The following is a 23,190-nucleotide window of genomic DNA, read 5'->3' as shown; positions in this document are numbered from 1 at the left end:
CCGTGGGAACGGTGGCGCGACCGCTGGCGCTGAGCCCGGTCACGCGGCGCTGTTCCGCCACGTGCGCCGGCGCGCAGCCCTCACGCCGTCCTCGCGGTCAAGCCGCGCGAGGAGGCCCGCGAGCGCCGCGGCGATCGGCTGTCCCGTCGCGTACTCGACGAACAGCCACTGCCCGGCCGGGTTGATCTCGAGGAACACGTAGTCCCCCTCGGGGGTGCGGCGCAGGTCGACCGCCCCGTACCAGAGCCCGAGCACGTCCATGAGGCGCAGCAGCGCGGCGGCGACGTGCTCGGGGAGGTCGTGCGCCGCCGTCGGGCAGTGGTGGGTGTCGACCCGGAAGTCGTAGGCGTAGCCCGACTCCTCGGTCCGCAGCTCGGCCGCGAACACCTGCGTGCCGACGATCGTCACGCGCACGTCCGACCCGGGGACGGCCTCCTGGAAGATGACGGGCGCGTACCGCACGCTCTCAAGGAGGTCGAGGTCCGCCTCGCGCACCGGTCGGGTCTCGCGCCACGTGGCGGGCGTGCCGCTGAAGGGCTTGAAGATGACCGGACCGGGCTCGCGGCGCAGGAACTCGCGGGCGCGCGCCGGGTCGTTGGTCATGCACGTGCGGGGCACGCGCAGCCCGAGCCGCGCGGCGACCTGGAGCTGCCACATCTTGCGGGAGCCGGCCTCGTCGCGGTCCGGGTCGTTGACCCAGGTGGCGCCGAGGCACGACCACAGCCCGGACACCGCGGCGGCGATCTCCCCGTGGGCGAAGCCACGGTCCTGGGGCGAGCGGACGTCGTCGTGCAGGGCGAACGGCTGCGGGCGCCGCCACCACACGGCCCGCAGCTGCGTGGCGTCCACGGCGCTCACGCCCGCGGCGCTCGTGTCGACCCAGTCGGCCCGCCACCCGGCCGCGTCCTGGGTCGAGGTGAGCGCCACCGAGCGCGGGGCGTGGCCGGTGTCGAGGAGGACGTGGGGCGCGCCGAGAGCGTCGAGGTGGCGGACGACCTCCGTGGTGTGGAGGTCGTCCGCGTGCGACACGATGCCGATCATCGGGTCACTGCCCGGCCTGGAGCTGGGTGAGGGCCGCCTCGACGGCCTCGAGGGTCGCCCGCGCCTCCGCGACGGCCTCGACCAGCGCGCCGACGACGTCGACGGCCTCACCCTCGACCTCGTCGTCCACGAGGGACTCGGCGCCCTGGACGAAGGGCCGTGCGCCCGCGAGCGCGCCCGCCTGGACGAGCCGCCCGATCGCGGGGTTCACCACGGGGTCGAACAGGTCGTCGATGTCCAGGATGCCCTCCTGGAGCGTGTCGCCGGGCCCGGTGCCGACGTCGCCCGCGAACCCGGTCGCGACCGGGTTGTCGGCGGCGAACCGGGTGTCGGCCTGGAAGATCGAGTCCAGCGCCCGCGGGGTCCCGCCCTGGTCCCGGAGGAACGACGTCCCGATCTGGTCGGCGACCGTGTGGGAGTCGGCCTGCCGGATCGTGAGCACGTCGACCGCCCGTGCGGTGTCGGCCGCCCGGAGCGTGCCGACCTGGTCGGCCGCCTTGACGGTCGCGATGACGTCCTGCGCGAGGGACGTGAACCCGTCGTCGGCAGTCGCGGTGCGCGCGCCGTGCGGCAGCGCCTGGAGCGTGGGCGACACGGCCCGGATGCCCGCGATCGCGGTGCCGAAGTTGGACCCGGTGCCCGCCGCATTGCAGCCGCCGTTGGTGTGCACGCCGACGAGCTCGCCCGCGGGCCCGAGGATGCCGGACCCGGAGTTGCCGCCGAGCGTGTCGATGTCGTCGTAGCGGATCTGGTTGGTCGTCACGGTGGTCGCCGGCCCGGCCTCGATCCGCTTCGGCATCCCTGCGGGGTGGCCGATGATCGCGAGCATGTCCCCCACGGCGGGGTTCGCTGTCGCGACGGCCGTGAACCCGTAGGTGTTCCCCGGGTTCCCGCCCACGCGCACGACCGCCATGTCCAGCCCGCCGAGGCGGTACTCGACGAGAGCGACGATCGGGAAGCTCACCTCGGTGCGCAGCACACCGCTCGCGTCCACCTGGAACAGCAGGTTGATGTGCATGCTCGTCGCGATCTGCTGCGGCGTGACGACCTGCATCGAGCCGTTCTGGCGCGGCAAGACCCACCCGTCGGCGGTCTGGTCGAACAGGTGCCCGCACGTGAGCACGAGGTCTGGCGCGATGAGCGTGCCGCTCCCCCAGCGGACGCCATCGACGTTGCCCGGGTTGGTGAAGACGCCGCCGAGCCCGGTGTTCCACTGCACCTGCACGGCCTGCTTCTGGTGGGCGTTCACGTACGCCGTGGTGACGCCCAGCGTGCCGTCGTACTGCTCGACGGGTTGAGAGTCGTCGGTGGCGCCGCAGATGGACTCGAGCATCTCGGCGTAGGTGGGCTCGTCGCCCGCGATGGACTCGAGCGTGAGCGGTATCCGCTCGGGCAGCGGCGGGTAGAGCGCGTCGACGGTGTCCGGCGTCTCCGGCACCTCGCGCCGGCTCGGCTTCTTCGGTGCCGACTTCCTGGTTCCAGCCATGGGGTCCCCCTCGGTTCGGTCCCCTGCACCTGGAGGGAGGGGGGCGAACGCCGACCCGGACGGGAACGGGGCGCAGAACCGCACAGCACGCCGGCGAGCGCGGCCGGGCCCGCCCCGCGACGTGGGGGGGTGGGCCCGGCCCCGGGTCAGCGGCTCGCCGCGACGTCGAGCACCCAGGTCACGCCGAACCGGTCCGTGAGCATCCCGTACAGGGGCGCCCAGCCGGACGACGCGAGCGGCGCGACGACGGTCGCGCCGTCGACGAGCGCGTCCCAGTAGCCGCGGACCTCCTCGACGTCGTCGCCGCGCACCGAGACGAAGAACGGCGCCTCGCCAGGGCTCCAGGGACGTCCCGCCGGGACGTCGTACGCCATGACGCGGAAGCCGCTCGGGGCGCTGACCTGGCCCCAGAGGACGAGGTCGGCCTCGGCCGGGTCCGGGGCCTGACCCAGGTCGCCGTACGTGGTGAGCACGAGGTCGCCGCCGAACACCGCGCGATAGTGCTCGAGCGCGGCGCGGGCATCGCCGCGGAAGTTGAGGTGCGGGGTGGTCTGGACGGACATGGCGTCTCCTCCGGGTCGGTCGTCGGGCCCGCGGTCGCGGCGCCCGTCGCTCCCGGACGTCGCCCGGGCTCGTGCCACCACCTTCTCCGCCCATCAGGACGAGGAGTGTCCGCATTGTGCGCCAGCATGAGCGCATGACCGAGACGTCGCGCCGGACCCTCCTGCTGCTCTCGCTCCTCCAGGCGCGCCCCGACCGCACCGGTCCCGAGCTGGCCCGGCGGCTCGGCGTCGACCCGCGCACGGTGCGCCGCGACGTCGAGCGGCTGCGCGACCTCGGCTACCGGGTCGTCGCGACGCGCGGACGCGACGGCGGCTACCGCCTCGACGCGGGTGCGGAGCTCCCGCCCCTGCTGTTCGACGACGAGCAGGTCGTCGCGCTGACCGTCGCGCTGCGCACCGTCGCCGCCAGCGGGCCGGGCGACGCGATCGAGGAGGCGGCCGTGCGGGCGCTCGCGACCGTGCGCCAGGTGCTGCCCGCGCGGCTGCGCCACCGGGTCGACGCCGTCGACGTGGCCCCGGTCCCCGCGCACCCCGGGCGCCCGGCGCCGTCGGTCGACCTCGACGTCCTGATCGCCGTGAGCACCGCGGTCCGCCGGCGCGAGGTGCTGCGACTCGACTACGCGGCGCCCGTCGCTCCCACCGGCACCGAGACCCCGGACGGCGCGAGCCCCGGCCCGGGCCGTGCCGCGACGGCACCGCGACGCGTGGAGCCGCACCACGTCGTCGTCCGCGACGGGCGCTGGTACCTCGTCGCGTGGGACCTCGACCGCGACGACTGGCGCACGTTCCGCCTCGACCGCATCACGCCCCGCGTGCCGACAGGGCCGCGGTTCGCGCGCCGTGAGCTCCCCGGTGGCGACGTGGGCGCGTTCGTCGCGGCACGCTTCGCCGGGTCCTCCGTGCCGTCGACGCCCGCAGGGTCCGCGCCGGGCCGTGGCGACGCGGGGTGGCCGTGCCGCGGGTGGGTCGAGCTCGCCGCGCCGGCGTCGACCGTCGTCCCGTTCGTCGAGGACGGCACGGTCGAGGACCTGGGGCCCGACCGCTGCCGGGTCGCGCTGGGCTCGTGGTCCTGGGTCGCGCTCGCCGCCCGGGCCGCGGCGTTCGACGCGGACGTGCTCGCGGCCGGGCCGGACGAGCTCGCCGCGGCGTGCGCGACCGTCGCCGGTCGCCTGGCACGGCGTGCGACCGGGGGCGGCCGTAGCGTGGAGCGTCCCGTCCCCGGCAGAACGGACCGGTCATGACCACCCCCGTGCAGCACGACGTGCTCGTCCTCGGCGGCGGCAACGCCGGGCTCTCGCTCGCGGGACGCCTGCGCCGCGACGGCTGCCCCGACGTCGCGGTCGTCGACCCCCGGACCACCCACCAGTACCGACCGCTGCTGTCCTACGTCGCCGCCGGCATGGCGACGCTCGACGACCTCACCCGACCCCAGGACGACGTCGTGCCCGACGGCGTCCACCGCTACCCCGACCGCGTCGTCGCGGTCGACCCCGAGCGCTCCCTCGTCCACCTGGCGGGCGGTGGCACCCTCGGGTACGCGGACCTCGCGGTGTGCCCGGGCTCGGAGGTCGACTGGGACGCGGTGCCCGGGGCGGAGCAGGCCGTGCGGACGCCGTTCGCCGCGACGAGCTACCTGCCGGACCTCGCGTCCAAGACCTGGGACCTGCTGTCGTCGCTCACGGCGGGCCGGGTGGTGTTCGCGGTCTCCGCCCGGCACGTGCCGTGCTTCCCCGTGGCGCTCAAGCCGCTGTTCGTGGCCGCGGACCGCTGGCGCCGCACCGGCGTCCTGGACGCGATCCACGTCGAGCTCGCCGTCGAGTCGCCGCGGCTCGTCGACGACCCGCGTGCCGAGCCCGCCCTGCGCGCCGCCGCGCGGCGCTTCGGGATCGGGGTGCGCACCGGCACGACGCTCGTGTCCGTCGACGCCGCGCACCGCACGGTCCGGCTGCGCGGGCCGCACGGGACCGACGAGCTCGGCTACGACGCGCTGTACGTCGCGCCGCCGCACCGCGCTCCCGCGTGGGTCGCCGAGAGCGGGCTCGCGACGCCGGAGAGCGACGGGTTCGTCGCCGTCGACCCCGAGACGCTGCAGCATCTCTCCTACCCGCGCGTCTGGGGTCTCGGGGACGCGGCCGCGGTCGACGCGATGCCGTCGGGCGGCGCGCTGCGCCGGCAGGTGCCCGTCGTGGCCCGGAACATCACCGCCCGCCGTCGCGGCACGCCGATGCAGCGGTACGACGGCTACTCCGTCGCGCCCGTCACGACGTCGCGCGCCGAGCTGCTCCTCGCCGAGTTCGACCGCGAGCGCCGGCCCGACCCCGGGTTCCGGTTCGTGGACCTCGCGCGCCCGCGCCGCAGCCTGCTGCTGTTCGACCGGTACCTGCAACCGAGGATCTACTGGCGGCGGCTGCTCCAGGGCAAGGTGGGCTGACCCGGCACCTGGATCGGCACGGTGCGGCGCAGCACGAAGAAGAAGGGCCGCTCCATTCCGCGGGCCTCCATGAGGCCCACCAGCGTGTCGTCGTCGACGGCACGGAACGCGTCCTCGACGGGCAGCGCGTCGTAGGTCATGGCGGCGGTCGCGACGCCGCGGTGCACGACGGTGCGCAGCCGCGCCCGGGGGCGCCGCGTGCGCGCGAGCGGCAGCAGCGCGCGCACCGCCCGCGCGACTCCGGGCCGCCGCAGGACCGGGGCGCACCGCAGCACGAGCGGGAGCGGCACGAACGCGGGGTCGACGGCGAGCGGGCCGCCCCCGGGTGCGGTGAACACGAGCGGGTGCGCGTCGTGCACGCCGTCGAACCGCTTGCCGGCCCACCCCAGCGCCTCGAGGACGCCGTCGAGCGGGTGGCCGGTGGGCAGCCCCGCGCCGCGCCACCGGCCGGCGAGCGCGTCGACGTCGGCGGGCGGCAGCGTGTCGAAGAACGCGAGCGCGCCGGCCGTGGTGGTGCCGCGCCGGAGCTCGGCCAGCTCGTCGAGCCGGGCACGGGCCCCAGGGACGTCGTCCGAACGGGTCATGGGCTGCTCCTCGCTCGTGCCCGGTGGGTGGTGTTGCCCCGATCCTCACGCGCGGCGGGGCTCTTCGCCGCTCGTGCGCCCCGCGGACCGCCGGGGCGCCGGCCGATTGCCGGTGCGACGCCCCGGCCGCACGCTGGGTCGATGACCCCGCCTCGGACGACCACGATGCGTCGCGGCACGCTGACCTTCGACGTCCACGACGACGGCCCCGCGGACGGCCCGCCCGTCGTCCTCCTGCACGGCTTTCCCGAGGACTCGTCGTGCTGGTCGCGCGTCGCGCCGCTCCTGCACGAGCGCGGCCTGCGCACCGTGGCGCTCGACCAGCGGGGCTACTCCCCCGGCGCCCGGCCGCTAGCCCGCGCGGCCTACCGGCTCGACTTCCTCGTCGCCGACGCGCTCGCCCTCCTCGATCGGACCGGTCCCGCGCACGTCGTCGCGCACGACTGGGGCGCGAGCGTCGCGTGGGCGCTCGCGGCATGGGCGCCAGAACGCGTGCGCAGCCTCACCGTCCTGTCGACCCCGCACCCGCGGGCCCTGGCCCGCGCGCTCGTCCGGTCCGACCAGTCGCTGCGTTCGCTGTACGTCGGCCTCTTCCAGCTCCCCGCCCTGCCCGAGGCGCTCCTGCGACCGCGGCTCGCGTCGCTGCTACGCCGCTCTGGCCTGCCCGCCGAGCAGGCCGAGCGCTGCGGCGCGCTCATGCGCGAGCCCGGGGCTCTGACGGCCGCCCTCGACTGGTACCGCGCGCTGCCGCTCGCCACCCGACCCGTACACGCCGCCCGGATCCCGACGACATACGTGTGGGGTACGTCCGATCCCGCGCTGGGCCGGTGGGCGGCCGAGGACACCGAGCGGCACGTCGAGGCGCCCTACCGGCTCGTCGAGCTCGACGCGGGGCACTGGCTCCCCGCGCTCGCGCCCGACGAGGTGGCGTCCGCGGTCGCGGACCGGGCGGCCTCCTCCGGCGTCGACGCGGACGACTGATCCGCCAGCTGCTGAGACGTCGCCACTGCAGCCCCGGCCAGTCCTACGACGACGCGGGCGCGCCGTCGACCGTCTCCTGCCGCTTCTGCCGGGCGAACCGCGCCGGGAGGTCCGGCCCGTCCCACACCTGGATCGCGCGCCAGATCGAGGCCGCGATCGGGACGGCGAGCACGGCGCCGGTGAGACCCGCGAGCACGGTGCCCGCGGTCAGCGCGACGAGGATCACGAGCGGGTGGAGCCGCAGCGTGCGACCCATGACGACGGGCTGGAGCAGGTCGCCCTCGAGCTGGTTCACCGCGATGACGATCGCGACCACGATGAGCGCCTCGACCGGCCCGACGGCCACGAGCGCGACGAGCGCGCACAGGATGCCCGCGAGCGTCGCGCCGACGAGCGGGATGAACGCGAGCAGGAACACGAGCACCGACAGCGGGATGACGAGCGGTACCCCGACGATGGCGAGGCCGATGCCGATCGCGACGGCGTCGACGGCCGCGACGATCGCCGTCCCGCGGACGTAGCCGCCGAGCGTGCGGACCGTCGTCTCGCCGATCCGCTGCCCCCGCTCGTACCGGGCGCCCTCGAACGGGCGCAGCAGGAACTCCCAGATCGCCGGGCCGTCCTTGAGGAAGAAGAACAGCACGACGACCATGACGAAGAACCCGGCGACGAAGTCGACCGTCTGCGAGGCGCCCGCGAGCGCCCCGGCGCCTACGGCGTCGGACTGCAGCAGCCCGACGAGCGACTCGCGCACCGAGGCGATCTGCTCCTCGGTGATCTGGAACGGCAGGTCCTGCACGTACGCCTGGAGCTCGTCGAAGCCCTCGACGGCCTGGTCGCGCAGCTCCGGCCACTGGTCGACGACGGCCGCCGCGACCAGCCAGACGACCACCCCGAGCACGACCACGAGCGTGAGCAGCGCGATGAGGGTCGCGAGGAACGACGGCACGCCCTTGCGCCGCAGCAGGCTCACCAGCGGCGAGATCGCCGCGGCGAGCACGAGCGCGATGAGCACCGGGATCACGATGAGCGTGAGCCGCGTGATCGCGAACACCGCGACGGCGACGAGGGCGACGATCGCGAGCACCTGCACCGAGCGCGTGCCGGCGCGGCCGACGCCGTCCGACCACAGCGCGGAGACGCCCGACGGGTGCGACGGCGCGTCGGAGGTGCGGACCTCGGGCGGGCCGGGGTCGCTCGCCGGGGTGTCGCGGTCCGTCTCGTCGCGCGACGCGACGGCTCCTGCGGCCACCGCCTCGGCGCGCTCGCCCGTCCGCTTCCCCGACCGCCGTCTGTCCAGCCCCATCCCGACTCCCTCTCGCCGCACGTGACGGTCAGGCTTTCACGATCGCGACTCACCCGCCGGGTGCCAGCACCCCAGGCTCCGTAGAGTGCGTCGCATGGCATCCCGCATCAGCGAGCTGGTCCTCGACTGCGCCGACCCGGAGCTGCTCGCCCGGTTCTGGTGCGACGTGCTCGGCTACGTCGAGCTCGACCGGGAGGACGACGGGTCGATCGAGATCGGCCCGCCGGGCGTCGGGTTCGGCGGCCTCCAGCCCACGCTGATCCTCAGCCCGAGCACCGACCCGCGGGCGGGCAAGCTGCCGCTGCACCTCGACGTCAACCCCACGGACCGCGACCAGGACGCCGAGCTCGAGCGGCTCCTCGCCCTCGGGGCGCGGCCCGCCGACGTCGGGCAGACGGGCGACGAGTCGTGGCACGTGCTCGCCGACCCCGAGGGGAACGAGTTCTGTCTCCTGCGGCGGCGCCTCGACCCCTGACGTCGAGGGCATCTCCTCACGCCGTGGCGCGCACCGGCCGGTACCGCACGGCAAGAGCCCCCGACCGGTGCTGCTCATGGTCCACGAGCTCGAGCTCGATGCGCTCGCGCAGGCCGGCGAGCAGGGTCGGCCCGTACCCCGCGAGGACCGGCTGCACGAGGAGCTCGTACTCGTCGATCAGCCCGAGATCGGCCAACGCGAGGGGCAGCGCCACGCCCCCGACCCACAGGCTGTCGCCCGGCTCGTCCTTGAGCCGCCGCACCGCGTCGCCCAGGTCGCCGCGCACCAGCTCGGCGTTCCAGTCGACCTCGCTCAACGTGCTCGACACGACGTACTTCTTCGCCCGGTCGATGGCCTCGGCGAAGGGAACCTCCCACTCGTCCATCCAGTCCGGCCACGCGCCCGACGCGGGCCTGCGCCACGCCGACTCCATCATCTGGTAGGTCACCCGCCCGAACAGGAGGGCGTCGGCTTGCTCCATCTCGGCGGTCCAGTAGCGCATCGACTCCTCGTCCGGGGGAAGCCCGGCCTCGTGGTGGCAGCAGCCGTCGAGCGTGACGTTGATCGAGTAGCGCAGCGGTCTCATCTCGTCGATCTCCCTTGATTCGTGTTCACCCGGACCGCCGTCAGACCACCGGCGACGCCATTCCTCGTCGGTGCGCCGTCGCACCGTCCTCGTGGACTTGCTGCGCGACGCGACGGGGGTTCCCTAGAGCCGGGGCGATCCGCCCACGAGGTCCTGCGTCCCCACGACGGCGAGCAGCCGGATCTTCTCCTCCGCCTCGCTGCCCGGAGCGGCCGTGAGCACGAGCAGCGCCTGGAGCTGGTCCTCCGTGGCCAGCGCCTGGCAGTCCACCTCGATCTCCCCCACCACCGGGTGCACGAGCGTCTTGTGGTCCACGAACCGGCGCGCGACCTCCTGCCGCTCCCACAGCGCCGCGAACTCCGGGCTCGCGCGCCGCAGGACCCGCACGAGCTCGCCCGCGCGCGACGACGGGCCCAGCACCGCGACGGCCGACCGCAGGCCTGCCACGAGCGCCCGACCCTGCCGGTCGCGGTCGTCGGCCGGGTAGATCGACCGCGCCGTCTCCGGATACGCGAACCAGCGGTAGATCTCGCTGCGGTCCCAGCCCGTGTAGGCCGTCGCGTCGCCGTAGAGCGCGCGCGCCAGGTCGTTCTGCGCGAGCGTCTCCCCGAGCGGGTTGAGGATCAGGGCCGGGGTGTCGCCCAGGCGGTCGAGCACGCGCTGGAGCGCGGGCGCCACGTGGCCCGGGTCGGTCGCCCGGTCGGGGACGCCGTGCCCAGCGACCCGGTAGAGGTAGTCCCGCTCGTCGTCGGACAGGCGCAGGGCCCGCGCGATCGACGCGAGCATCTGCGTGCTGGGCTGCGGCCCGCGCTGCTGCTCCAGGCGCGTGTAGTAGTCCGTCGACATGAGCGCGAGCTGCGCCACCTCCTCGCGGCGCAAGCCCGGTGCCCGACGCCGCAGCCCGGCCGGGAGCCCGACGTCGCCCGGCTGCAGCGCCTCCCGGTGACGGCGGAGGAAGTCGGCGAGCGCGGCACGGTCCATGGGTCCATCGTCCGGGGTGCGCGGCGCCCGTGCCAGGGATCGCCGGTCCCCCGATCACCGGACTCTGCCGCGACGCGCGCCAACACCTCAGGATCGAGGCATGGACATCTCGAACAGCACCGTCTTCATCCCCGGCGCGACGAGCGGCATCGGCCTGGCGCTCGCGGTCGCGCTCCACGAGCAGGGCAGCACCGTCGTCGTCGGCGGACGCCGCACCGAGCTGCTGGAGCAGATCGCCTCCGACCACCCCGGCCTCGACACCGTCCGCATCGACACGACGGCCCCGGAGAGCATCGCCTCGGCGGCGAAGGACGTCATCGAGCGGCACCCCGACCTCGACACGCTCGTCACCATGGCCGGCATCATGCGCACCGAGGACTGGCACCACCCCGAGGGCTTCCTCGACACCGCCGAGGAGACGATCACGACCAACGTGCTCGGGCCGATCCGTCTGATCGGCGCGTTCGTCGAGCACCTGCAGACCCGCCCGCACGCGACGATCGTCACCGTGTCGTCCGGCCTCGCGTTCACGCCCCTGAAGGTCACGCCGACGTACGACGCCTCCAAGGCCGCGATCCACATGCTCAGCGAGGCGGTGCGCCTCCAGCTCGCGGACACGAGCGTCGACGTCGTCGAGCTGGTCCCGCCGTCCGTCGCGACCGACCTCATGCCCGGCCAGCGCGAGAGCGCGTTCGCCATGCCGCTCGACGCGTTCGTGGCCGAGGTCGTCGACCTGCTCCGCACGCAGCCCGACGCGCACGAGATCCTCGTCGAGCGCGTGAAGTTCCTGCGGTTCGGCGAGGCGCGGGGCGACTACGACCGGGTCGTCGCGGCCCTCAACGCCAGCGACCCGCACGGGAGCTGACGGCGGCCCGGCCGTGGCGATCACTCCTGGACGGCGGCTCATGCGAGGTCACCCCGCGAGCGAGAGGACGATCACGGCGACGCCGAGGACCGCGTCGAGCGCGCCGCAGAACTCCGCGAGGGTCGGGGCGACCACACGGCGCGTCCGCAGGTGGTGGACGTCCCAGGCGGCGTGCCCGAGCAGGCCCACGCCGACGAGCAGGCCTGCCCAGGGCTGGCCGACGGCGGCGACGGCGAGCGCGACGGCGACCGCGGCCACCATGGCCGCCACCTGCAGCGGCATCCCCCAGGCCGGGCGGATCTCGCCGCGGGCCAGCCCGTACACCGCGAGGACCACGACGACAGCGAGCATCGCCCAGAACGGGTCGAACCCGGGGACGGCGAACCCGATCCCGATGAGCACGAACGTCAGGCCGAACAGGGGCCAGGCCGCGGACCGCCGGCCGAGCGCGGCCGAGCCGAGGTAGACGAAGGCCGCGGCCACGAGCACCTGCGCGACCTGCGCCGGGTCGGAGAAGCCGACCGCGAAGGCCACGGCCAGCGCGACGGCGAACAGGACGCCCGCGACGAGCGGCCAGCGCACCGCCCGTCCGGCGCCGTCACCGACGCCGAGCCCGGCGTCGTGACCGGTGCCGCGCCCCGCGTCGGGTCCCGGCGCGGGGCTCGCGTGGCTCGCGCTCGTCACGACGCCCCCTCGGGTGCGAGCGGCCCCGGCGAAAGGACGGACGGCACGGGCTGCCCGGGGGGCGTGAACGCGGCGAGCGCGGTCGCGGCGATGGTCGCGGCCGCGTCGTCGGGCTCGAGGCGCCCGGCCTCGATCTCGGCGGCGGCGCCGTTCATCACGCGGTGGAGCGTGCCGACCAGCCAGGACGCGGGCAGGTCCGTCCGGAAGACGCCGTCCCGGCGGCCTCGCTCGACGAGGCGCTCGACGCGCGTCGCCGGCCGCTCGTGGAGCTCGAGCATCCGCTCGGGCGAGAGGGTCTCCAGCGCGGCGGTCATGAGCGAGCCGATCTGCACGATCGTCAGCCAGCTCTGGGCGACGAGGCGCACGAGCGCGTCGCGCGGGTCGCCGGACAGGTCCAGCGCGTCGAGCGCGGCGTCGCCCTCCTCGACGGCCCGGGCGACCACCGCGTCCACGAGCTCGGCGCGGCTCGCGAAGTGACCGTAGAGCGTGACCCTGCCCACGCCCGCGGTCCGCGCGATCTCGGCGACGCTCGCGTCGGGGTCCCGGGCGAGGCAGACGGCGGCGGAGTCGAGGATCGCCTGCACGTTGCGTCGGGCGTCCGCGCGCTTGGCCTGCTGCTGGGTGGCGTGGCTCGGCATGTCGACCTCCCTTGTCGAACACCACTGTACGAGTTAGCGTGGCAGCGTTCAACTCGAACACTGGTGTCCGACTTTGGAGGAGCCATGACGGACCACCACCTCGACCGCCCCGCGTCGCGCACGGCCCCCGACCCGCGGCGGTGGCGCGTGCTCGCCCTGCTCGGGACGGCGCAGCTCATGCTGATCCTCGACATCACCGTCGTCACGGTCGCGCTCCCGGTGATCGGGCACGACCTCGGGCTCGAGCGCGGGTCGCTGACATGGGTCGTGAGCGCCTACACGCTCGTCTTCGGCGGGCTCATGCTGCTCGGGGGACGCCTGGCGGACCGCTTCGGGTCCCGGCGCCTCGTGCTCACCGGGCTCGCCGTCTTCACCCTCGCCTCGCTCGTCGCCGGGCTCGCGGGCAGCGCGGAGCTGCTGCTGGCCGGCCGGGTCGCACAGGGCGCCGGCGCCGCGCTGCTCTCGCCCGCGGTGCTGTCCGCGATCGTCACGACCTTCGACGGCGACGAGCGCAACCGGGCCCTGGGCGTCTGGTCCGCGCTCAGCGGGGGCGGCGCGGCCCTGGGCGTGCTGCTCGGCGGGCTGCTGACCGGGGGGCCCGGGTGGCCCTGGATCTTCTTCGTCAACGTGCCGATCGGGCTCGCGCTCCTGGTCGCCCTCCTGCGCCTCCTGCCCTCCGGCGTCGCCGGCACCGACCGTCGCCGCCTCGACCTGCTCGGCGCCGCGCTCGTCACGGCCGCCACCGGCGCGGTCATCTACGCGCTCATCGGCGCGGGCGACCGCGGCTGGACCGACGCCGGGACCCTCGTCTGGCTCGGGGTCGGCGCCGTCCTCTACGTCGCGTTCGGGCTGTGGCAGCGCACGACGGCAGCACCGCTCATGGACCTCCGGCTCCTCGCCCGCCCGCCCGTGCGCGCGGGCACGTTCCTCATCCTGGTCGCGACCGCACTCATGATCGCGGTGTTCTTCCTCGGCTCGTTCCTGCTGCAGCGCGTCCACGACCTCGGCCCCGTCCCCACCGGCCTGCTCTTCCTCCCCGTGGCCCTCGCGACCATGGCAGGGTCCCAGCTCACGGGGACGCTCCTCGCGCGCACGGGCGCGCAGCAGCTCACGCTCGCCGCCGCGATCGTCGTCACCGGCGGGCTCGCGCTCCCCGCGACGCTGGACGGCGTCCCCGCCGCCGTCGTCGGCATGGCGGTCGCCTCCGCCGGGATCGGCGCGCTCTTCGTCGTCGCGTCGGCCACGGCGCTCGGTCGCGTCGCGCCCCACGAGGCCGGCACCGCGTCCGGCATCGTCAGCACGTTCCACGAGTTCGGCGCGGCGCTCGGCGCGGCCGTCATCTCGAGCGTCGCGGCCGCCGGGATCGCCGACGGCGCGTCGAGCGGGATCGAGACCGGGTTCGGGTTCGCGGCGCTCACCGCGCTCGTGGGGGGTGCGGTCGCGGTCGCCCTGCTGCCGCGCCGCTGACGAGCCCTACCCGTCGCGGTCGGCGTGCCGGACCGCGTCGCTGTACCGCTCGATGTCGACGTTGAACCGGTGCAGGGCGTCCGCGAAGTCGGCGACCTCGCCGTCGGTCCAGTCGGCGAGGATGCGACCGAGCGCGGCGATCGACCGGTCGCGCACCTGCACCAGGCGCTCGCGCCCGAGGTCGGTCACCGCGAACTTGCGCGCGACGCCGCCCGCAGGGTCCTCCACGCGCTCGAGCAGGCCGTCGCGCACGGCCGCCGTGGTCTGTCGCTGGAGGGTCGACGCGTCGAGGCGCAGCGACTCGCTGAGCTCGCCGATCGACCGCGGCCCGTCGGCCTGGATGCGGCTCAGCAGGAGGTACGAGCTGCGCTCGAGCGTGCGCCCCCGCTGCTGCCGGGCGATCGTGTGCCGGCTCAGCAGCATCTGCTCGTACTCGATGTCGCCGATGCGACGGTTCATGGCGGCCCTCCTCGCGCTGGGCACCACCCTACCAGTCGATGTGTATAGTGCATATGCATGGTGCATACCTAGCGCACCGCACGTCGGAAGGACTCTCCCCGCATGCCACAGGCTCCCGCCCGCCCCGGGCTGGTGATCGCCGCGCTCGCCTCCGCCGGCATCGCCTCCGCGTTCACGCAGACGATGGTCACCCCGCTCGTCGCGCTGCTCCCCGGGATCTTCTCGACCACGTCGGACAACACCGCCTGGGTCTTCACAGCCACGCTGCTCGCGGCGGCGGTCGCGGTCCCGATCTCGGGGCGCCTCGGCGACCTCTTCGGCAAGCGCCGGATGCTCCTCGCGCTCGCGCTGCCGCTCGCCGTGGGCGCCGTGGTCTGCGCGATCGCCCCGAACGTGCAGGTCATGATCCTCGGGCGCGCGCTGCAGGGACTCGGGTCCGGCATGGTGCCGCTCGGCATCGCGCTGCTGCGCGACGTGGTGCCGAAGGAGCGGCTGTCGTCGGCCATCGCCACGGTGAGCGCGACGCTCGGCGCCGGCGGCGCGATCGGCCTGCCGGTCTCGGCCGCCGTCATCGAGTTCTCCTCCTGGCGCGTGCTCTTCTGGGCCGCCGCCGTGGTGAGCGGCCTCATCGCGCTCACGATCTGGAGGCTCGTGCCCGCCGTCCCCGCGGGGGCTGCCGGACAGCGCTTCGACGGCGTCGGCGCGGTCGGGCTCGCGGCAGGCCTCGTCGCGCTGATCCTCGGGATCTCCAAGGGGTCCGCGTGGGGGTGGACCTCCCCGCTCACGATCGGGCTGCTCGCGGCCGCTGCCGTCGTGCTGGGGCTGTGGGGCTGGTGGGAGCTGCGCACGCCCGACCCGCTCATCGACCTGCGCACGACCGCCCAGCCGCGCGTTCTGCTGACCAACGTCGCGTCGATCTTCGTCGGGTTCGGCATGTACGCGAGCTCGCTCGTCTTCCCGCAGGTCCTCCAGCTGTCGGCGGAGACCGGCTACGGCCTCGGCCAGTCGATCCTCGCGGCGGGGCTCTGGATGGCTCCGGCCGGCCTCATGATGCTCGTGCTCTCCCCGGTGGGCGGGCGGATGAGCGACGCCCGCGGGTCGAAGTTCACGTTCCTCGTCGGCGTCGTCGTCCTTGCCGCGGGCTACGGTGTCGCGCTGCTCGCGATGAGCCACGCCTGGGGCATCCTGCTCGCCGGGCTCGTCGTCAACAGCGGTGTCGCGTTCGCCTACGGCGCGATGCCCGCCATCATCATGGGCGCCGTGCCGCGCAGCGAGACGGCCGCCGCGAACGGCTTCAACACGCTCATGCGGTCGCTCGGGACGACGACGGGGTCCGCGGTCGTCGGCATCGTGCTCGCGCAGATGACCGTCCCCCTGCACGGCGTCGCGGTGCCCAGCGAGGCCGGCTTCCACACGGTGCTCGCCATCGGGGCGGGCGTGGCCCTCGTGGCGGCCGTCATCGTGGCGTTCATCCCCGCGGCGAGGACCGTCGTCCTCGCCGAGTCCTCGGTCGACGCCGCCGCACCCGCGCCGTCGCCGCTCGAGGGTCGGCCCGGCGAGCCCGAGCTCGTCGGGGCACGCGAGCGCTGACGCGGCGCTACAGCATTAGAAGAGCGGCCAGGGGACGGCGGGCATGTCGCCCTCCGGCGCGGGGAACCGCGCGGAGGCCAACAGGCGGTCGCAGCGCTCGGCTAGGGCGGCGATCTCACCGGGGGCGAGGAGCCCGGCCAGCCGGCGCCCGAGGTCGCCGTCAGTGGCGGTGCCGCTGCCATCGCCGAGTCCCGCGCGCACGCGCTCGACGCCCGCGAGCTCGTCGTCGTCGAGGCTCTCGCCCAGCCAGCCCCACAGCACGGTGCGGAGCTTGGGCTCGACGTGGAACGTGACGCCGTGGTCGACGCCGTGACGGTGCCCGTCGGACAGCGGCAGCACGTGCCCGCCCTTGCGGTCGGCGTTGTTCACGACCGCGTCGAACACCGCCATGCGCCGCAGCGCGGGCGAGTCCTCGTGGATCACGCTCACCGGGCGGTCGTCCTCGTCGACGCCCTCCAGCACGGTCCGCACGCCGTCCCACGGGACCTCGTCCGTGAGCACGACGTCGACGGGCGACTGCGCCGCGTCCACCTCCTGCCACAGCTGCACCATGCCGGGACCGAGCGGCCCGTCGCGCAGCCACGTGCGTGGCACGATCCCCCAGCCCAGCGCCTCCGAGACGAGGTACGCGGCCACCTCGCGACCCGCGAGCGTGCCGTCTGGGAAGTCCCACAACGGCTTCTCCCCCGCCACCGGCTTGTACACGACCGAGACGTCGCCGATCCGCGCGAGGAACGTCGCGTTGGACGCGACGCGGATGCGTCCGACGACGTCGAGCGGCACGGTGTCGAGCGGCGTGGTGTCGGTCGGGGTCGCGTCGAGCGGGGTTCCGTCGAGCAGGGCCCCGTCGGACTGGGCCGCGTCGACGTCGTCGTGCGGGGTCGTCACGCCTCGTCGGGCGGCACGCACTCGTGCCCGTCGGGGTCGATCGGCCGACCGCACCGGGTGCAGATCTGTCGACCCGCCTGCACGACGGCGCGCGTGCGCTGGGCGAAGGCGCGCGCCGTCCCGACGGGCATCCGGATGAGGAACAACTCCTCGGGCTCGGGCTCGTCCGCGTCGGGGTCCAGCTCGTCGTCGTCCACGACCGGGAACGCCTCGACGACCACCTGCGCCGTACGGGGGTCCCAGCTCAGCCGCATCGACCCCGCGCGGAACTCCTCTTCGACGGGGAGGTCCAACGGGTCGTCGTCGACGAGCTCGGCCGCCACGTCCACGGGAACGCTGTAGCGGTTGTCCGGCGCCTCCATCAGCTCGTCGAGCAGGCGCTGGATCGTGTCGGCGAGGACGGCCGACTGCTCTTTCTCGAGGGCGACGCTCGTCGTCCGGTTGCCCGTGCGGGCCTGGAGGTAGAACGTGCGGGAGCCGGGCATGCCGACGGTTCCCACGACGACGCGGTCGGGCCAGTCGTGCTCGTGGACGAGAGTGGGCATGTCCTCACTCTACGAGCGCTCACGCTCGCTGTGTCGTGTGGTCGCGGGTCGGACGTCAGGAGGGCTGCGGATCGCTCGGGTCGTCGGGCTCCGCCGGTCCCGCGCCGCCCCCGACGGGCGCGTCGCCGACCGGCGCCGCCGTACGCAGCCAGGAGAGGTCACCCGCGTCAGTGTTGACCGCCACGACCTCAGGGCGGTGCGGGCCGTACCGGACGATCGAGATCGACGCCGGGCCCACGACGATGCGCTGGAACAGGTCCAGGTGCACCCCCAGCGCGTCCGCGAGAACGGACTTGATCACGTCCCCGTGCGAGACGGCCGCCCACACCGCGTCGGCCCCGTAGCGGGCGGCGACCTCGGCGTCGTGTCGTCGGATCGCCTCGACTCCCCGGGCCTGCATCGCGGCCAGTGACTCCCCGCCCGGAAAGACGGCCGCCGACGGCTGCGTCTGCACGACGGACCATAGCGGCTCCTGGGCGAGGTCCTTCAGCGTGCGCCCCTGCCAATGCCCGTAGTCGCACTCGGTGATGCCCCCCTCGGTTGCGGATTCCGGCGTGACCGTCTGGTGATCGAGCAGACCTTGCGCGGTCTGCCGGCACCGTTCGAGCGGGCTCGTCACGACGCGCGCGAGCGGCACGCCCGCGACACGCGCGGCGGCGCGCGCCGCCTGGTCACGACCAACCGTGTCCAGCCCGACTCCAGCGGAGCGCCCGGCGAGGATCCCTCCGGCGTTCGCAGTCGTGCGGCCATGACGGACGAGGAGGACTGTCGACATGCCCTGAGCCTAGAAGCCATTTGCGACGAGTGCGGCCAACGCCGCGGGGCGGCCACAGCGTTCGCGGCGGATGTCGGAGCTCCGATCACCAGGATGTGCTTTGATGTCGCCATGCGGCGCGCCGATCACGGGCCACGTGCCACGTTGGAACGACTTGAGCCGACGTTGGCCGTGCTTCACAGAGGGTTGACCCGGGGGCTAGTCATCGCTGCCGAGATTCACTCCACTCAGAAGTGGAATCCAAGTGCCGACCAGCATCTCTATCACCATCTTGCTCGTCGAGAAGCTATGGCTCATTTGCGTGACTCAGGCCCTAGCCTGGAGACTGGTGAAAACCTGGGGCTTCCAATGAGCGGACTACTGCTACGCCCCACGGCGACTGACATGATGCGTGTTTGGTACAGCATAGAGCGACAGGTTCGCGCCCCGACCACCACCTCCGGCCGCCGCTTTGTTACCCAGCCATCCTCGGCGATCGATCTTTTCGACGAAGGCGAACTCGAACTTCCTCTCGGACCAGACCTTTGCCGAACCTTCGTTCGCTGGGGGGCCCGAGAAGACGCCATAGTCGTGTTCGAGCTTGTACGGCCGCGGGGCATTCGCGGGAACTTTGTCCAGGAAGACTGGAGTATTGACCTCTTGAACACTAAGCTCACGATGGGCACGTCTACAGCGAGCACTACCGAAGTACTGACAATCGACGACGGCGACTAGGGTCAAGATAGTCAATGCTCACACATGGGCGGGAAGAACTCGCACGTCTTGCAGCCTCGTGCGTCGTTTCGACAGAGACAGCGCCCGACGGCAGGCGCACAGCGATCGCCCAGTTCACGCCCGCACAGGCGTCGGAACTGGCGGCCACATACGACGCTGTCCTGCTATCAGAGGTCGACGAGGCCATGCTTGCTCTTCTTGAAGACCAGGGGGTCCCACTCCGAAGTTACCTGCTCCACGGCGCCCGCGACGAAATAACCCGCAGCGATGCGACAGAACTAGCAGCGGCCGCTGCGCTCATAAGAGCTGAAGGCTGGGACATTGACCGCATGCACATGCCGAATGTGCCGAAGATGTCCCGAGCCAAGAGCGATAGTGGCCTAGACGTTGTTGACGTCCATCTAGTCCGGGGGCGCACAGGGACCGATCCCTTAACGGATAATGAACTACTACGAATTGCCTCCGTTAAGCACTCTGTCCAGCCATCAAGCGCGAGTTGCATAGGAAAGCTCAGGTCTTCGCTTTCGAGCAACGAACTCTCACCCGCATATGTTGGGGTGCAGTTGCGCGTCCTCCACGCAAGATTGATCGGAGAAGGCTACACCGTCGAGGAAGCCGGACGAGTGTATCTATTCTTGCGCGAACTCCACGAGGGAGACCACCTACACATCGTCGGCGTAGCAGTGGTCGATACGACCACCGTCGGAGACGCGCGAACCAGGATAGTTTCGGCACTTATCGAGGTTCCCTATTGGAAAGTGGCTGTAGTGATCGGGATACCCGATCTTGGTAACCTACACGAACTCTGCTCCTCATGAAGCCACCCGACTTTACAAAGGCCAGGCGACAACTGCGAAGGGCGCGAATCCAAGACGCACTTGGGCTTGAACGCAAGCAAGACACCCTGCGATATCGGAACGAACTTCTCGAGCCGCTGTTCTACAGCGCGACACAAGACCGTGACCATCTTGAGACCCTTACAGACGAAACGGTGGACAGCATTGTCTCCGTGGCAGTGACCGACGTAAACGAAGACCCGCTGGACACCTTCGGGGTTCAAGTAACGGCTTTTGAAACGCTGGCTAGGGATGGACAATTCGCCCGACTTGCACAGATGGCCCGGTCCTTCGCCCAGACATGCACAAAGCTCCGCACTCGCAGGCCGCTCCTTGCCGTCGCGGGACTTTGCTTCTCTAGTTACGTTGAGCAAGACGGCGCTGCAGCCTTGAGCGCTATAGAGAGCGTATTGGCCGATCCGCCAGTCGCGCCTGGCTCAGAGTCAGCACCCCTTACGGACTTCCTCGCCGTTTCAACCCTTCGCTCTGTCATCCTGCGAGGGCCCGGCGAAGCAAATCTTGCGCTCGCTCTAAAACTTGCGGCCGCCAAGGGCGATGGTCACGCACACTCATTCTTACGGGCGCTAGATGCCTTCGTCTATGCAGCAAACAACGCACGCCTTGCGAGCGTCATTGCCTCGCACGACCCAGCGTTCGGACGACCTGAATTGTCCGCGTACATGGCTCAACGCGGCAACACCATACTATTCCCTGCGCAGGTTCGAGCTATTCAGGCAGGAGTTACGACCGCGCCACGAAGCGTTGTCGCGCTGCCAACTTCAAGCGGCAAAACGCTCCTCGCCGAACTACGCGTGGCATCTATGCTGAGCCACAATCCGAACGGGCGTGTCATCTACATCGCTCCATACCGCCTTCTAGCGCGGCAAGTGGAAGAATCGTTTACAAAAGGACTCACGCCGCTCGGCGCGACAGTAGAGGACGTCGGTGGCATCTTTGACGCAACCGATCCCGACTTGGGTGGGCGAGGAGTTCCGACTGTAGCGATCATGACGCCAGAGCGACTGGATAGCTTACTCCGCCTGCGTGGCAGACCCGAAGCTTCTGCATCGATGGCCAACGAACTCTTCGACACATGCCAACTGGTCGTATTCGATGAGCTCCAACTAGTTGGACGACGTGGCCGTGGGCCCAGAATGGAACTGTTGTTGGCCCGTTTGCAGGCAGCCATGCCCGATTTAGAGTTTTTGGGGCTTTCCGCGGCATCGCACGGCGCAGACAGTGTTGCACGTTGGCTCACGGGCCATGATGCGATTAGCGGCGCAACCCGACCAACCGGAACGCTCGAGATTGCGTGGGCCACCGACGGCAAATTGATTCAGCGAGTCGGAGGACAACGCGCGGTAGTTGGGAACCTCCCCCGTACGGGTAGACCCGTGAACGATGCTGCCTCACTGATCCTACAACTTGACATTCGATATCAACCAGTTCTAGCAGTGTGCGTGTCGCGCCCAATAGCGGAATCCCTCGCGCGACGGATCTCGACAACAGGGACTGGCGCAATTGCAGAATGGTGGGCGGGTCTGGGTGAATCTGAGCGAGCGCTCCTCGAAGAAGCAGTGGAAGAAGTGCGGCTCATCCTTGGAGATCGCCACCCGCTGGCTTCGCAGTTGGAGCAAGGAATTGGGGTGCATCATGCAGGCATTCCCACCGCAGTCTTACGGCGCATCGAGGCACTCGCCAAGCGCCGCATCCTTCGAGTCGTTTGTGCCACGACCACGGTCGCGGAGGGCGCCGACCTACCGTTCAAATCAGTAGTCGTTCCGCATCTCAATTTCCCCGGACGCTCGCGGAAGCTTGATCGTGACTTATACCTCAATCTTATCGGGCGCGCGGGACGAGCGAATGTCTCAATCGAAGGTCTCGTTTTTATCTTGGAATCGGATGCGGACACTCTCAAGGACCACGTCCGGAGATCGTTGTGGCTGGACTCCCAAGGGGATCGCATTGAGAGTGCCCTTGAGTCACTTCCAAGCAATCGGATTTCAAGTGTGGAGGACTGGGAATACTTCTTTGAGGTCCAGAGCCAGGTTATGGGATGGCTCGGGGATGGCAATTCTTATTTCGACGATCAGGCTGGCGCACTGGCCGATATTTCGTTCGGTGCGTTTGAAACACGTGCGCGCGACCGGGCCGTGGTTTCCAGTCTATTTTCTTCGACCCTACGAGACCTCGAGGTTCGGGGTTTTGCACGCGCCTCTAGTCCGTTCCGGCTGACAGATGCGGGCGAAAAGGCCCGACTCACGGGTTTGAGCGCGCCCAGCGTTTCGAGGTTGGCCGCCTTCCTGCGCGACAGTGCAGATGAGCCGATCTTCGGCGTTGGACCTTCCACCAGCCTAATCTCACAGGACGAGGCCTTCGCAGTTGCCACACTTTCTTTCCAGTCGCTCGAGAGCCTTCGACGATCGCTCTGGATGCGTCGGGCCAAGGGCAAGTCGCTCACCGAGTTTCAGCTGCTCCGGGAAATTGCGGAGGGCGCTAGAGAATGGCCCGATTCGAGCGAGCTCCACGCCGACATCGTTCTGTTGTCATCCTGGCTTGCAGGCAAGCCATACTCCGAGATCGCGAATCTAGCGCCGCGCGTCTCGCGAGCGAATAGTTTATTCGGAGGCAACGACCTCGAGAAGCTGACTTCTGACGCTGCCGAGTACATCGGTCAGGTCACGTACCCGGCGCTCTTGACTTGGTCGGCTGCCATTGTACTGCACGCGGAGTCACTCGGTCGTGCGCCATCGTTCGTTCGACAGGCGATTGAGTTCGGGGTGCCGAGCGCGAGCGGGGTTTACCTGGTAGAAAAGATCGGGTTGACTCGCACGGGCGCAATCGTTGTATCGGAGGAGTGCGGTCCGGTGTGGAGTGATGCGTTGCGAACTCTCCGACGTGAAGGTCCCCCACGACAACTTGCGGGTGTTGATGTCACCCGGTTCCGGAATTTTGTTCGGGCGTCCCAAGATTGACGTGGCTGTGCTATTGCAAGGCCGAGTCTCGCGGGGAGCCATAATTGTGAGCCGGCCCTAAAGTTCTAGGGCGAAGAACGACTCCATCGCGGCGTTGTCCCCGGCGGCGTCGACCCGGCCCATGGAGCCGGTCACGCCGTGCCGGCCGAGCGCTTGGACGAAGCGCCTCGTCCTTCGCGATCGGCGCGATCGAGCCACCCTGACGGGCGACCGCGATCACGTCAGTACGGAACTCGGCGGGATAGTGCTTGGGCACAGCAGCATCCTTCGAGCGGAACTCACGGCACCGCAGGTAAGGGGTCAACCGATGCTCGGGCAGT

The 23,190-nt window shown here is 71.4% G+C and carries 22 protein-coding genes; 9 read left to right on the top strand and 13 right to left on the bottom strand.

What is annotated here, in order from left to right:
• Nucleotides 1-39: 39 nt before the first annotated feature.
• The 3 genes from ACFWH7_RS03980 to ACFWH7_RS03970 all read right to left on the bottom strand — a co-directional run bounded on the left by ACFWH7_RS03980 (nucleotide 40) and on the right by ACFWH7_RS03970 (nucleotide 3,090).
• Complete coding sequence (locus tag ACFWH7_RS03980; protein ID WP_378215142.1) at nucleotides 40-1,041, bottom strand: MvdC/MvdD family ATP grasp protein; 1,002 nt, start codon at nucleotides 1,039-1,041, stop codon at nucleotides 40-42.
• Nucleotides 1,042-1,045: 4 nt separating this feature from the next.
• Nucleotides 1,046-2,527 carry a trypsin-like serine peptidase gene (locus ACFWH7_RS03975; protein WP_378215141.1) on the bottom strand — a complete coding sequence of 494 codons (1,482 nt, stop codon included), beginning with the start codon at nucleotides 2,525-2,527 and terminating at the stop codon, nucleotides 1,046-1,048.
• 146 nt (nucleotides 2,528-2,673) lie between these two features.
• On the bottom strand, nucleotides 2,674-3,090 hold the full coding sequence (locus ACFWH7_RS03970) for a VOC family protein (protein WP_378215140.1): 417 nt from the start codon (nucleotides 3,088-3,090) through the stop codon (nucleotides 2,674-2,676).
• A 134-nt stretch (nucleotides 3,091-3,224) separates the two neighbouring features.
• Between ACFWH7_RS03970 and ACFWH7_RS03965 the strand changes: the two genes are divergently transcribed.
• Complete coding sequence (locus ACFWH7_RS03965; protein WP_378215139.1) at nucleotides 3,225-4,331, top strand: helix-turn-helix transcriptional regulator; 1,107 nt, start codon at nucleotides 3,225-3,227, stop codon at nucleotides 4,329-4,331.
• Nucleotides 4,328-5,521, top strand: coding sequence for an NAD(P)/FAD-dependent oxidoreductase (locus ACFWH7_RS03960; protein WP_378215138.1), 1,194 nt, complete (start codon nucleotides 4,328-4,330; stop codon nucleotides 5,519-5,521). Before ACFWH7_RS03965 ends, ACFWH7_RS03960 begins: the two co-directional genes overlap by 4 nt.
• On the opposite strand, the gene ACFWH7_RS03955 is transcribed toward ACFWH7_RS03960, so the two are convergent.
• On the bottom strand, nucleotides 5,485-6,105 hold the full coding sequence (locus tag ACFWH7_RS03955; protein WP_378215137.1) for a DUF4334 domain-containing protein: 621 nt from the start codon (nucleotides 6,103-6,105) through the stop codon (nucleotides 5,485-5,487). The two genes, ACFWH7_RS03960 and ACFWH7_RS03955, sit on opposite strands and share 37 nt — an antisense overlap.
• Before the next feature lie 141 nt (nucleotides 6,106-6,246).
• Between ACFWH7_RS03955 and ACFWH7_RS03950 the strand changes: the two genes are divergently transcribed.
• Complete coding sequence (locus tag ACFWH7_RS03950) at nucleotides 6,247-7,086, top strand: alpha/beta fold hydrolase (RefSeq protein WP_378215136.1); 840 nt, start codon at nucleotides 6,247-6,249, stop codon at nucleotides 7,084-7,086.
• A 43-nt stretch (nucleotides 7,087-7,129) separates the two neighbouring features.
• On the opposite strand, the gene ACFWH7_RS03945 is transcribed toward ACFWH7_RS03950, so the two are convergent.
• Complete coding sequence (locus tag ACFWH7_RS03945) at nucleotides 7,130-8,392, bottom strand: AI-2E family transporter (protein WP_378215135.1); 1,263 nt, start codon at nucleotides 8,390-8,392, stop codon at nucleotides 7,130-7,132.
• Nucleotides 8,393-8,486: 94 nt separating this feature from the next.
• Here ACFWH7_RS03945 and ACFWH7_RS03940 point away from each other — a divergent pair, with 94 nt between their 5' ends.
• Nucleotides 8,487-8,867, top strand: coding sequence for a VOC family protein (locus ACFWH7_RS03940; protein WP_378215134.1), 381 nt, complete (start codon nucleotides 8,487-8,489; stop codon nucleotides 8,865-8,867).
• A 16-nt stretch (nucleotides 8,868-8,883) separates the two neighbouring features.
• Here ACFWH7_RS03940 and ACFWH7_RS03935 read toward each other — a convergent pair whose 3' ends face one another.
• Nucleotides 8,884-9,453, bottom strand: coding sequence for a dihydrofolate reductase family protein (locus ACFWH7_RS03935; protein WP_378215133.1), 570 nt, complete (start codon nucleotides 9,451-9,453; stop codon nucleotides 8,884-8,886).
• A 123-nt stretch (nucleotides 9,454-9,576) separates the two neighbouring features.
• Entirely contained in the window at nucleotides 9,577-10,434 is an 858-nt protein-coding gene (locus ACFWH7_RS03930) for a helix-turn-helix transcriptional regulator (protein WP_378215132.1), read from the bottom strand.
• A gap of 100 nt (nucleotides 10,435-10,534) precedes the next feature.
• On the opposite strand from ACFWH7_RS03930, the gene ACFWH7_RS03925 reads away from it, so the two are divergent.
• Nucleotides 10,535-11,299, top strand: coding sequence for an SDR family oxidoreductase (locus tag ACFWH7_RS03925; RefSeq protein WP_378215131.1), 765 nt, complete (start codon nucleotides 10,535-10,537; stop codon nucleotides 11,297-11,299).
• Between the two features lie 48 nt (nucleotides 11,300-11,347).
• Here ACFWH7_RS03925 and ACFWH7_RS03920 read toward each other — a convergent pair whose 3' ends face one another.
• Entirely contained in the window at nucleotides 11,348-11,983 is a 636-nt protein-coding gene (locus ACFWH7_RS03920) for a hypothetical protein (RefSeq protein WP_378215130.1), read from the bottom strand.
• Nucleotides 11,980-12,621 carry a TetR/AcrR family transcriptional regulator gene (locus ACFWH7_RS03915; RefSeq protein WP_378215129.1) on the bottom strand — a complete coding sequence of 214 codons (642 nt, stop codon included), beginning with the start codon at nucleotides 12,619-12,621 and terminating at the stop codon, nucleotides 11,980-11,982. Before ACFWH7_RS03915 ends, ACFWH7_RS03920 begins: the two co-directional genes overlap by 4 nt.
• 84 nt (nucleotides 12,622-12,705) lie before the next feature.
• Between ACFWH7_RS03915 and ACFWH7_RS03910 the strand changes: the two genes are divergently transcribed.
• On the top strand, nucleotides 12,706-14,088 hold the full coding sequence (locus ACFWH7_RS03910; protein ID WP_378215128.1) for an MFS transporter: 1,383 nt from the start codon (nucleotides 12,706-12,708) through the stop codon (nucleotides 14,086-14,088).
• A gap of 6 nt (nucleotides 14,089-14,094) precedes the next feature.
• Here ACFWH7_RS03910 and ACFWH7_RS03905 read toward each other — a convergent pair whose 3' ends face one another.
• A complete protein-coding gene (locus tag ACFWH7_RS03905; RefSeq protein ID WP_378215126.1) occupies nucleotides 14,095-14,547 on the bottom strand; it encodes a MarR family winged helix-turn-helix transcriptional regulator in 453 nt (150 codons plus the stop codon).
• A gap of 102 nt (nucleotides 14,548-14,649) precedes the next feature.
• On the opposite strand from ACFWH7_RS03905, the gene ACFWH7_RS03900 reads away from it, so the two are divergent.
• Nucleotides 14,650-16,137: an MFS transporter gene (locus ACFWH7_RS03900; RefSeq protein ID WP_378215125.1), complete on the top strand. Its 1,488-nt coding sequence runs from the start codon at nucleotides 14,650-14,652 to the stop codon at nucleotides 16,135-16,137.
• A gap of 15 nt (nucleotides 16,138-16,152) precedes the next feature.
• Here ACFWH7_RS03900 and ACFWH7_RS03895 read toward each other — a convergent pair whose 3' ends face one another.
• From ACFWH7_RS03895 to ACFWH7_RS03885, 3 genes are all read right to left on the bottom strand, one after another.
• On the bottom strand, nucleotides 16,153-16,920 hold the full coding sequence (locus tag ACFWH7_RS03895) for an SCO1664 family protein (RefSeq protein WP_378215191.1): 768 nt from the start codon (nucleotides 16,918-16,920) through the stop codon (nucleotides 16,153-16,155).
• Nucleotides 16,921-17,021: 101 nt separating this feature from the next.
• Complete coding sequence (locus ACFWH7_RS03890; RefSeq protein WP_378215124.1) at nucleotides 17,022-17,570, bottom strand: DUF3090 domain-containing protein; 549 nt, start codon at nucleotides 17,568-17,570, stop codon at nucleotides 17,022-17,024.
• A gap of 55 nt (nucleotides 17,571-17,625) precedes the next feature.
• A complete protein-coding gene (locus ACFWH7_RS03885) occupies nucleotides 17,626-18,345 on the bottom strand; it encodes an MSMEG_4193 family putative phosphomutase (protein ID WP_378215123.1) in 720 nt (239 codons plus the stop codon).
• Nucleotides 18,346-19,073: 728 nt separating this feature from the next.
• Between ACFWH7_RS03885 and ACFWH7_RS03880 the strand changes: the two genes are divergently transcribed.
• Both ACFWH7_RS03880 and ACFWH7_RS03875 read left to right on the top strand, forming a co-directional pair.
• Nucleotides 19,074-19,877 carry a hypothetical protein gene (locus ACFWH7_RS03880; RefSeq protein ID WP_378215122.1) on the top strand — a complete coding sequence of 268 codons (804 nt, stop codon included), beginning with the start codon at nucleotides 19,074-19,076 and terminating at the stop codon, nucleotides 19,875-19,877.
• On the top strand, nucleotides 19,874-22,870 hold the full coding sequence (locus ACFWH7_RS03875; protein WP_378215121.1) for a DEAD/DEAH box helicase: 2,997 nt from the start codon (nucleotides 19,874-19,876) through the stop codon (nucleotides 22,868-22,870). The genes ACFWH7_RS03880 and ACFWH7_RS03875 overlap by 4 nt, the downstream gene beginning before the upstream one ends.
• The last annotated feature ends 320 nt before the right edge of the window (nucleotides 22,871-23,190 follow it).

Origin of the sequence: Cellulosimicrobium cellulans, from assembly GCF_042723955.1 — a bacterium.
In the GTDB taxonomy this organism is placed as follows: domain Bacteria; phylum Actinomycetota; class Actinomycetes; order Actinomycetales; family Cellulomonadaceae; genus Cellulosimicrobium; species Cellulosimicrobium cellulans_H.
Note: the sequence above shows the minus strand (reverse complement) of the source record. Positions and strands in the feature narration are given on the sequence as shown.